General features: G+C 60.1%; 8 protein-coding genes and 1 pseudogene. All 9 read right to left on the bottom strand.

The window, feature by feature from the left end:
- Window positions 1-650: pseudogene (locus RTP97_RS13575) on the bottom strand (cellulose synthase); the annotation flags it as partial.
- Window positions 651-664: 14 nt separating this feature from the next.
- Window positions 665-2,956, bottom strand: coding sequence for a cellulose biosynthesis cyclic di-GMP-binding regulatory protein BcsB (gene bcsB / locus RTP97_RS13580; protein WP_312414465.1), 2,292 nt, complete (start codon window positions 2,954-2,956; stop codon window positions 665-667).
- Window positions 2,953-5,061 carry a UDP-forming cellulose synthase catalytic subunit gene (bcsA, locus tag RTP97_RS13585; RefSeq protein ID WP_312414468.1) on the bottom strand — a complete coding sequence of 703 codons (2,109 nt, stop codon included), beginning with the start codon at window positions 5,059-5,061 and terminating at the stop codon, window positions 2,953-2,955. Before bcsA ends, bcsB begins: the two co-directional genes overlap by 4 nt.
- Window positions 5,062-5,079: 18 nt before the next feature.
- The gene (gene bcsQ / locus RTP97_RS13590) at window positions 5,080-5,883 is read right to left on the bottom strand and encodes a cellulose biosynthesis protein BcsQ (protein ID WP_312414471.1); all 804 of its coding nucleotides are present in this window, start codon (window positions 5,881-5,883) and stop codon (window positions 5,080-5,082) included.
- The gene (bcsO, locus tag RTP97_RS13595; RefSeq protein ID WP_312414474.1) at window positions 5,874-6,392 is read right to left on the bottom strand and encodes a cellulose biosynthesis protein BcsO; all 519 of its coding nucleotides are present in this window, start codon (window positions 6,390-6,392) and stop codon (window positions 5,874-5,876) included. Before bcsO ends, bcsQ begins: the two co-directional genes overlap by 10 nt.
- A 470-nt stretch (window positions 6,393-6,862) precedes the next feature.
- Window positions 6,863-7,879: a dipeptide ABC transporter ATP-binding subunit DppF gene (gene dppF, locus RTP97_RS13600; RefSeq protein ID WP_312414476.1), complete on the bottom strand. Its 1,017-nt coding sequence runs from the start codon at window positions 7,877-7,879 to the stop codon at window positions 6,863-6,865.
- A complete protein-coding gene (dppD, locus tag RTP97_RS13605) occupies window positions 7,866-8,858 on the bottom strand; it encodes a dipeptide ABC transporter ATP-binding protein (RefSeq protein WP_312414478.1) in 993 nt (330 codons plus the stop codon). Before dppD ends, dppF begins: the two co-directional genes overlap by 14 nt.
- Window positions 8,859-8,869: 11 nt before the next feature.
- Window positions 8,870-9,772 carry a dipeptide ABC transporter permease DppC gene (gene dppC, locus RTP97_RS13610; RefSeq protein WP_312414482.1) on the bottom strand — a complete coding sequence of 301 codons (903 nt, stop codon included), beginning with the start codon at window positions 9,770-9,772 and terminating at the stop codon, window positions 8,870-8,872.
- A gap of 9 nt (window positions 9,773-9,781) precedes the next feature.
- A partial coding sequence (locus tag RTP97_RS13615) for an ABC transporter permease subunit (RefSeq protein ID WP_312414484.1) occupies window positions 9,782-10,233 on the bottom strand: 452 nt, incomplete at its 5' end.

The raw sequence follows: 10,233 nt of genomic DNA on the forward strand, positions 1-10,233 counted from the left end.
CCGCTGGCCATCGGCTCCAGCAGGGCGATCCCATCGCGGCGGGTATCCTCCCGCCACGTCAGCATTTTACCCAGCGCCACGCGCGCCGCGTTGTCCTGCGGGTTCTCGGCAACAAAACGCTGAAGTTCACCTACCGCCTGCGGGTAGAGCGACTTGTCGCTGCCCATGGTCAGGTAGTACTCCGGAGCCAGGCTTGGCGGCGGGGTATCGCCATTAAACATGCTGCGCCAGGTCGCGAGCGCCGCCGGGACGTTGCCGCTACGCGCCTGCTGGCGGGCCAGGGTCAGCTGCCCCTGGGGCACCTGCGCCAGCTGTTTGGCGTTATCCAGCGCCTGTAGTCCGGCGTCAGCGGGTGCCACGGCCGCCAGCCGGGCGCGCCACTGGGCAGCGGTTTGCAAATCGCCATTTTGCTGCGCCCAGAGCGCCATCAGGTAGAGCGCCTGCGTGTTGTTGGCATCCACCATCAGCACTTTTTTCAGCGACTCGCTCGCCAGATCGTCGTGGGATTTCTCATGCCAGTAGTTGGCCTGATCAAACAGCGCCTTCAGCGCCGCATCGTTGGGCGCGGCCTGCGCCTGACTCACCGCACCGAGCGTCAGCGCACCCGACAGGCAGAGGGTCGATAACCGACGGGCGGTTTTAATTGTCATTGTTGTCACCCTTTTCACTCTCCATCCTGCGGATCCAGCCGCTTACGCGCACGTTTTTTCAACAGGGCATACAGCGCCAGCCCGACAATGATGCTGAAGCACAGCCCCAGCACCGCCAGTAGCCCGGAGTGCTGGTTGGCATACCAGATCACCATCAGGTGCATCGGCATCTCACCGCGCGGGTACTGCGCACCGACGCGGAAGCTGCGCACGCCATTTTCGTTAGTGATGATGGCCGCATCGCCGCGAATGCCAGCGTTAATCTTCGGCGAGGCGAGATCGCTATGCAGCCGCGAGAGCTGGTCGTCACTGCTGCCGATAGCGGTAACCACCGTGCGTCCGCTGCTCCACGGCGAGCGGAAGCTGACGAAACCGCGCCAGGACTCGTTCGACGAGAAGTAGCGATCGGCCTCAAGACCGTCTGCGTTCCAGTCCCCGGCCATCCAGCGCTGGATCTTCTGCCACTGGGTCGGCTCGCGGACGCTCAGCAGATTGTCGTGGGCCACGAAAGGCGAGGTTTTTAACAGCTCGCGGTTAAAGTCGTGTTGATCCAGCCCGGTCACCGCCAGCACGTCGCGATCCCGCAGCAGCTCGAGGTTCGATCCTGCAGTGGGTATGCCCAGCACCACGCGGTTGTGGCTCAGGGCCGTCCCGGTGGCGTTACCGGAGCGCGCGGCCATATCGAGCAGCGTTCCAACCTGGGTCTCGGTGGGTTTCTCCGGCAGCAGCAGCACGGTTTGCGAGTAATCCGCCAGCCGGGTGAAGGGGAAGGAGGCCCCCACAAAGTAGGAGAGGTTCGGCAGCAGCGCGAAGTGGCGGGTGTGGCTCAGGTCGATCCACGAGTCATCATCCACTCGGCTCTTGATGTTGTTGTTCAGCAGCACGCTGCACGGCGCGCTCTCCTTCGGCACGATGTTGAAGTAGAGCGACAGCTGGTTGTCACCGTAGATCATGTACGGCTCCAGCGGCATGTCGAACTGCTCCTGGCGCGCGTCGCCACCCATTTTGTGCCACAGCGTCTCCAGCGCCCCCTGCTTATTGACCGGCAGGTTGTGCAGGAAGGTGTCGTTCATGGTCATGCTCAGCCATGAGCGATCCTCATCAATCCAGCTCTCCGACGGGAAGCGGTAGCCGATGCGCAGCGGAATGGTTTCGCCATCCCAGAGGAAAAGATCCGGCGCGGCGCGGAAGGCCACCCGCAGCGCATCGTGCCAGATCCCGTTCACGGTCATGCTTTGATCCTTGCGGATCAGCTCCGAGAGCTTCACCGGACGATCCGTAGGGATCCAGCGCGGCGCGTCGTAGGGTTTGCTGACCGGGATCGACTCACCGTCCACCGTGACGCTCGGGGTTTGCAGAGCAAAGTTACCCCGCGTCAGACGCCAGGCCGCCGCCCGCAGGGCGCGATCGTCATTGCCCACCACCAGCAACAGCTTGTAGGTGGGGTTCGCCGGGTTATCAATAATGCTCAGCGTCGGCCCGCTGCCCTGGGGCAGGGTCAGGCCGCCGATCCGCTCGCCGGGGTGGCCGACCAGAATGCCGTTCTTCTCCGGCAGGCGATCGCTCCGGGCGGCGAACGAGACGCCACGATAGTCCGCCTGAATGCCCATCCACGAGGAGATCAGCGCCGCCGCGCTGATGGTGTCCGCCGTCAGCTTCGCCGGGAAAGCAAAAGCGATGGTGGCAGGCGTCATCTGCATGCTGTCAAAGAAGGGGCGCGGGAAGTGGCTGAGATCGGAGCCGATATCCAGCTGCTGCCCCTCAAGACTAAATTTTGAGTCTGGCAGGATGGTCACCCGGTACTTATCCGTGAGATCGCGCTGGCACATCATCGCGTCGCCGTCGTTGACCTTGAAGCTAAGGGTGTTGCTGGAGACCAGCAGCGCCGCCGGGAGGTCAAGCTGGAAGCGGGAGACGTCGCTGTCGGCAGCCCCCAGCGGGACGGTGCCCAGCGGCTGGCCGTTGAGCATCAGCTGCATCGTGGCGTTGCGAGTCGCCATCGCCGGAGAAACCTTCAGGTTCAGCGCCAGCTGGGCGTTGGTGATCACCTGGCTCACCGGCAGGGTAAAAGCCACCCCGCCCTGCAGCTGGCCGCCGCTCAGAACGATGCCCTGCGGCTGGCCCATCTGCGCCAGCGAGATATCGTTCACCACCGTCGGGATAAAGGCCGTCGGTGCCGGTGCCGGGCTCGCCACCGGCGGGGGCAGATCCAGCGGCAGCAGATCGGCAGGGGTGGTCTCCTCCCCGTAGAGCGGCGTAATGAACAGCGCGCTGACCAGCAGCGCCAGAGAGGTTAAACGTCTCATACGCTCCCCTTCTCCTGCGCAGCTTTGAGCACCGCACGCTGGCGGCGGTTTTCACGGCGTGACTTCCACGTCAGCCAGAAGAGGTCGAACACACAGCGCATGATGGTCAGCATCGAACGGAACGGGTTGTCCTGCGGTCGTTGAGGTTGGATCCATGCATCGGCGCGGGAGAGCACCACCCGCACCAGCTCGCGGCGGCGGGAGAGCGGGATGTCTTCAAACTTCAGCCGCACGTAGGTATCGTCGGCGGCGATGGTCTTCACCGGAATGCTGATCGCCCCAGACTGAAGCTGCAGCTCAATCTCTTCGATCTCATCGGTCAGGTGACGGCTGTCCGGCACGGCGACGCGGCAGCCACCCATCGACAGGTCAGCGGTCTCGCTGCGGGATGAGATGCCGCTGGCGTAGTGGATCAACGTCGGAATTTTCACATCGATACGAATCGTTTTACGCGTCTGCCGCGTTTCCCGGGCGACGGCGATGGCCGCCAGCAGGAAGATCAGGCTGTAGAGTCCCCACCCGACGTTAAGCGCAATAACCTTTGGGTCGACGCCAAAGTGGTCATACGCGAAGGCGCGCACGATCCCCCAGACCACCGCAATCGTCAGCAGGAAGGCGATCACCAGGTGCGGGCGCACGACGCTGAAGTCGAAGTAGCCGACGTTGAGCAGGCCGCCCTTATCGGTCACGTTGAACTTGCCGCGTTTCGGGAAGAGCATGGTCACCATGGTGGGCAGCACGATATGGAACGCCAGCACCAGGTCGTAGATCTCACCCCAGAAGCTGTAGCGGTAGCGCCCGTTCAGCCGTGAGTTGAGGTAGATCGACAGAAACAGGTGCGGCAGCGCGTAGGCAAACACCAGGCTCGCCGAGGAGTAGATGATATTGAGGTTAAACAGCAGGTAGGCCAGCGGCGCGGTCAAAAAGATGATGCGCGGGATGGCGAACTGGTAGTAGAGCATGGCGCTGAGGTAGCACAGGCGCTGCTGGAAGGTCAGGCCGCGACCAAACAGCGGGTTGTCGAGGCGGAAGATCTGCGTCATGCCGCGCGCCCAGCGGGTACGCTGGATGATGTGCAGGACCAGGCGCTCGGTGGCAAGCCCGGCGGCCAGCGGAATATCGATAAACGCCGAGCCCCAGCCCAGGCGCTGCATCTTCAGCGCGGTATGGGCGTCTTCGGTTACCGTCTCTACCGCAAAACCGCCAATCTCTTCTAGCGCGCTGCGGCGGATCACCGCACAGGAGCCGCAGAAGAAGGTGGCGTTCCAGTTATCGTTACCCCGCTGGATTGGGCCGTAGAACAGCATCCCTTCGTTAGGAATATTGCGGCCCACGGAGAGGTTACGCTCAAAGGGATCCGGCGAGTAGAAGAAGTGCGGAGTCTGCACCAGGGCCAGCTTGGGATCCTTCAGGAAGCCGCCAACGGTGGCCTGCAGGAAGATACGGGTTGCAACGTGGTCGCAGTCAAAGACGCAGATCAGCTCGCCGTTGGTGAGCTTCATGGCGTGGTTAAGGTTGCCCGCTTTGGCGTGTGAATTATCGTTACGGGTGATGTACCCCACCCCGACGTCGGCGGCAAACATGGCAAACTCGCTGCGCTTGCCGTCGTCGAGGATATAAATTTTCATTTTATCCCGGGGGTAATCGATGCACTGCGCCGCCAGCACGGTGTCGCGCACCACATCCAGCGATTCGTTATAGGTCGGCACGTAGACGTCAACGGTCGGCCACAGGCTCATATCCTCCGGCAGCGGCACGATCTCCCGCTTCAGCGGCCAGATGGTTTGCAGGTAGTTCAGCAGCAGCATCACCCAGACGTAGAGATCGGCGAGGAACAGGCCGATGCCCAGAATGGTCTCTATCTCTGAGTTAAAGTGCAGGGTCTGGGTGGCGCGAAAGTAGATGTAGCGCGTCGACATCAGGAACGACATCACCACCATAATTACGGAGATGCTGCGCTTTTTGCTGTAGCCCATTAAAAAGAGAATGCCGATGCTGATCAGGCCAAAGAGGTACTGCTTCTGGCTATCCATTGGCGTAATGACCACCAGCACGGCGGCAGGCGCCAGCGCCAGGATCAGGAGGTAAAACAGGAACTTTTTCATTGTTCGCCCTGGCGAAAATTAGAATCCAGACATCTTTGGCTGGCTGTGAACGGTGCCGTCGCCGACCCTCACGCCCAGAATATTGGTCACTTTTCTGGCAATCAGCTCGATATCAAACGCCGCCGCCGAGGCCGGGCTAAAATCGAAAATCGACTGCTGGGAGGCGTTAGCCTCGATCACGCTCTCATCACGATGAACCACGCCAATCAGGCGCTCGCCCAGCCGCTGCTCCATAAAGGCGGTAACGTCGCGGCTGATCTGACGGCGGTTATCGCTCTGGTTCAGCACCACGTAGTAGCCCGCTTTGCGGTTAAGCACGTCGCCGGTCAGGCGGTGGTTCTCCACCTGCGGCAGCAGGGAGAGCGAGGCGGTATCCGCCAGCAGCGAGACCAGATGCAGATCGGCCAGCCGTGACAGCGCCTTTAGCGCCGGTGAGGGACCGGGTGGGAAGTCGGCGATGATAATCAGGCCGGGGTAGTTGAGCAGGGTGCTCAGACCGCGCAGCAGAAAGTGCTCATCCTGTACCAGACGCGCTTCAAAGGCTTCGCGCTGCGGCTCTGTGGCATCGCCGTAGGGCAGAACAAAGATATTGCCGCCTGCTGAGAGGACAAACTGGCTCCAGTCGGCGGCTTCAGCGGCTTTAGCGACAAAACCGCGGCCGTCAGAGAGAGGAACGCCAAAGTGCAGGCGCAGCGCATTCTGTACGTCAAAATCAATCGCCAGCACTTTATTGCCTGCGCGCGACAGCGCATAGGCCAGGTTTGCCGTGAGGGTTGTTTTCCCTACGCCACCCTTCGGCGAACAGACACAGATCAACGGCATGAAGCGATCCTTTCTAACAGCGATTTCAACGGCTGATTTTTTTCAACGGCGGGCTTCGCCTCTGCAGCTTTAGGCGCAAAGAGTTGGGAGAAATTAACCGGGGCAGCGGCGGGCGCGGCGGTGGGGATTGGCGCAGGTATCGGCGCAGGTGCCGTTATCAGTGCCGCAGGCGCGAGTACCGGGGCGGCAGGCGGCGTCGCCAGCTGGGCCGCAACGCTCTGGAAAATAGGCGGGGCGGCATCAGGGAGCGGTGCCGGGGTTAACGCCACTGGCGCGACAAACGGCTGCTCTTTAAGGGCGAACGTATCCGCATCGACGGACTGCGGAATGGGCAGCGAGACGTGCCCGCCCATAGCCAGCGCCGACTCTTCAGTCGCTGGAGAGAGCTGATTGATAATGGCCCAGCTGCCGTGGTCATGCGCGAGGTTTTGCGACGAGAAGTCTTTAAAATCGTGTTGCTGTGTGTGAGTCTTGTCTTTAAACCTCTGCAAATCATCATAATTATTCATATCTATACTCATGATTCACAAACAAAAGATCCCCAGTCCCGTTTTGACCAAAGCGGCTATTAACAGGCAGGAGTTTAAAATTTTATTATCGCGTTGATACGAGATCCGTTAGCGGTCTTCCATATGCTTAATTATTGCGGGGCTATATTGCTGCTCTACGACTTTCGCCCTATTTACAGCAGTAAGATAAGCATTCGCGGTACACATGCTATCTTTTTTTGCGGCAAAAAACACCAAAGCTTTTAATAGTGAAAAAGAGGTAAATATTTGGAATATCATGCTAATTTAAAGCAAATTAGACTTTGTTAAGGGCTATTGAGCAATGGATTTCAGCCTAACCGATTGAATAAGATAGTTCTTAATTTAATAATTAGTTACCCTGTGAAATATTTTGAAATAATTTAATTGGGCGCTATAAATAAAAAACCGGAGGCTATGCTCCGGTTTTGTGGATGGGTAAATCAAACGACTCAGGCAGGGTTAATTGGCTTTTCGCCGTTCTCATCCTGGTCCACCGCAAAGCAGGCCACCAGCTGGCCGCCGTACGATTTCAGCTGCGGCTGAAGCTGGGTGCAGGGACCAAAGCGACGGCGGCAGCGGGCGCTGAAAGCACAGCCCGGCGGTGGATTGAGCGGGCTGGGCAGCTCGCCGGTCAGCTTGATACGCTCCCGGCGATCGTCCGGGTTCAGGCGCGGCGTCGCGGAGAGCAGTGCCTGGGTATACGGATGACGCGGATTGCTGAAAATCTGCTCCTTGGTGCCCTTCTCTACGCAGCGGCCGAGGTACATCACCATCACTTCATCGGCAATGTGCTCTACCACCGACAGATCGTGGGAGATAAAGACGTAGGAGAGTCCCAGGTCCTGCTGCAGATCCATCATCAGGTTCAGCACCTGCGCACGTACGGAGACGTCAAGAGCCGACACCGGCTCATCGGCAATCACCACGTCCGGATCGAGCATCAGGCCGCGGGCGATGGCAATACGCTGACGCTGGCCGCCGGAGAACATATGCGGGTAGCGATCGTAATGCTCGGTCTTCAGACCCACTTTCGCCATCATCGACAGCGCTTTCTCACGCAGCTCCGCTTTGCTGAGATTGCTGTTAATCTGCAGCGGCTCTTCGAGGATCTGCCCCACTTTTTTACGCGGGTTCAGCGAGCCGTAGGGGTTCTGGAAGACGATCTGAATCTTCTGTCGACGCAGCTTCTGCGCCTGCGGATCGTGCTTGAGCAGATCCTGGCCCTGATAGTACAGCTCGCCGCCGGTCGGGGTCTCAATCATGGTCAGCAGGCGGCCAAGCGTGGATTTACCACAGCCGGACTCGCCCACCACCGCCAGCGTTTTCCCACGCTCAAGAGAGAACGATACGCCGTCCAGGGCTTTCACCAGGCGCTCCGGGGCAAACAGCCCTTTCTTCACCGGGTAGTGTTTTTTCAGGTCAATAGCCTGCAACAGCACAGGGGTTGTGGCCTCATGCGTACTCATAGTTAGGCCTCCCGGCATCATCGAGTGGATAGTGACATTTTGAACGACGTCCGTTGTCCACCAGGTTTAAGCCTGGCTCTTCGACGCGGCATTTATCCGTGGCATACGGGCAGCGCGGATTGAGCAGGCAGCCGGTCGGGCGATCGTATTTACCCGGCACCACGCCCGGCAGCGAGGCCAGACGGGCTTTATCCTGAGCAAACTCAGGCAGCGCACGCAGCAGCGCCTGAGTATAGGGGTGGCGCGGCGCACGGAAGATATCGTGCGAACTGCCAGACTCGACGACCTGACCCGCGTACATCACGATGATTTTGTGTGCGGCTTCGGCCACCAGCGCCAGATCGTGGGTGATCAGGATCAGCGCCATGTTCTCTTTCTGCTGCAGCTCCAGCAGCAGCTCGATGATCTGCGCCTGGATGGTTACGTCCAGCGCGGTGGTCGGTTCATCAGCAATCAGCAGCTTCGGCTGGCAGGCGATAGCCATCGCAATCATCACGCGCTGGCTCATCCCACCGGAGAGCTGGTGCGGATAGACGTCAAGCCGCGACGCCGGATCCGGAATGCCCACTTGGTTTAGCAGATCGATAGCCCGCTGACGGCGGGTGCGTTTGCTGCCGCCCTGGTGCACCTTAATCGCTTCCATAATCTGGAAGCCAACCGTATAGCACGGGTTAAGGCTGGTCATCGGGTCCTGGAAGATCATCGCCACGTCGGCACCCACCAGATTGCGGCGCTCTTTTTCAGAGATGCGCTTCAGATCCTGGCCGTTAAACTCCAGCTTCTCTGCCATCACCCGGCCAGGGAAGTCAATCAGGCCCATAATCGCCAGCGAGCTGACGGATTTACCGGAGCCGGACTCCCCAACAATGCCCACCACTTCGCCCTGCTCAACGCTGTAGCTTACGCGGTCTACGGCACGGAACGGTGTCCCTTCGTCGCCGAAGTGCACCGACAGTTGATCAATATTCAATAACGCCATTCTCGTGCCTCTTACTGCTTCAGTTTGGGATCGAGCGCATCACGCAGACCGTCACCCATCAGGTTAAATGCCAGCACCGTCAGCAGGATCGCCAGACCCGGGAAGGTCACGACCCACCAGGCACTCTGTGCGAACTGCAATACGTCGGAGAGCATGGTGCCCCACTCCGGCGTTGGCGGCTGCGCACCCATGCCGAGGAAGCCAAGGGCGGCCATATCGAGAATGGCGTTAGAGAAGCCGAGCGATGCCTGAACGATCAGCGGCGCAAGGCAGTTGGGTAAAATGTTGATGAACATCTGACGCATCGCGCCCGCGCCCGCTACGCGCGAGGCGGTAACGTAGTCGCGGTTCACCTCGACCAGCACGGCGGCACGCGTTAAGCGCACGTAGTGCGGCAGCGCCACGAAGGTCAGCGCCAGCGAGGCGTTGACTATCGACGGGCCGAAGATAGCCACCAGTACCAGCGCCAGCAGCAGGCTCGGCAGCGCCAGCATGATATCGACTATGCGCATGATGATGTTATCGACGAGGCCGCCGAAGTAGCCTGCCACCAGACCGAGCACGACGCCCATGATCAGCGACAGCACCACCACCAGGCAGCCCACCAGCAGCGACAGGCGTGCGCCATACATCAGGCGCGACATCACGTCACGGCCAACGTCGTCGGTACCGAGGATATGCGCCAGGCTGCCGCCCTCCTGCCACGCAGGCGGGGCCAGCAGCGCATCACGGAACTGATCCGCCGGGTTATAGGGCGCAATCCAGTTGGCAAAAATGGCAATAATCAGCACCACCACAACGTACACCAGGCCGACGACCGCGCCTTTGTTGCGTTTAAAGTAGTGCCAGAACTCCTGCAGCGGCGTCATCGGTACCGGTGCGGAGACAGCTTTATCTTGAGTAACTTGTGACATGATGGCCCCTTACTTCTTGTGCCGAATACGCGGGTTCACCACGCCATAGAGCAGATCGACCAGCAGGTTGACGAGGATAATCATCGTCGCTACCAGCAGTACCCCACCCTGCACCACCGGATAGTCACGGCGCTGCAGCGCATCAATCAGCCAACGTCCCAGTCCCGGCCAGGAGAAGATGGTTTCGGTCAGGATCGCCCCGGCCAGCATCGTTCCCACCTGCAGACCGATAACGGTCACCACCGGCAGCATGGCGTTACGCAGGGCGTGAACGATAATCACGCGCATGCGGGTCAGGCCCTTGGCGCGGGCGGTACGGATGTAGTCCTCGCCCAGCACTTCCAGCATCGCTGAACGGGTCATACGCACGATCACCGCCAGCGGGATTGTGCCCAGCACCACCGCAGGCAGGATCATATGCGCCAGCGCATCGATAAAGTTGCCCTCTTCGCCCCAGATAG

Origin of the sequence: Pseudescherichia sp. (assembly GCF_031998825.1) — a bacterium.
Taxonomy (GTDB): Bacteria; Pseudomonadota; Gammaproteobacteria; order Enterobacterales; family Enterobacteriaceae; genus Pseudescherichia.

Bases quoted from the DNA above. Each gene is read 5' to 3' on its own strand.
- bcsB (WP_312414465.1), bottom strand. From the start codon at position 2,956: ATGAGACGTTTAACCTCTCTGGCGCTGCTGGTCAGCGCGCTGTTCATT.
- bcsA (WP_312414468.1), bottom strand. From the start codon at position 5,061: ATGAAAAAGTTCCTGTTTTACCTCCTGATCCTGGCGCTGGCGCCTGCC.
- bcsQ (WP_312414471.1), bottom strand. From the start codon at position 5,883: ATGCCGTTGATCTGTGTCTGTTCGCCGAAGGGTGGCGTAGGGAAAACA.
- bcsO (WP_312414474.1), bottom strand. From the start codon at position 6,392: ATGAATAATTATGATGATTTGCAGAGGTTTAAAGACAAGACTCACACA.
- dppF (WP_312414476.1), bottom strand. From the start codon at position 7,879: ATGAGTACGCATGAGGCCACAACCCCTGTGCTGTTGCAGGCTATTGAC.
- dppD (WP_312414478.1), bottom strand. From the start codon at position 8,858: ATGGCGTTATTGAATATTGATCAACTGTCGGTGCACTTCGGCGACGAA.
- dppC (WP_312414482.1), bottom strand. From the start codon at position 9,772: ATGTCACAAGTTACTCAAGATAAAGCTGTCTCCGCACCGGTACCGATG.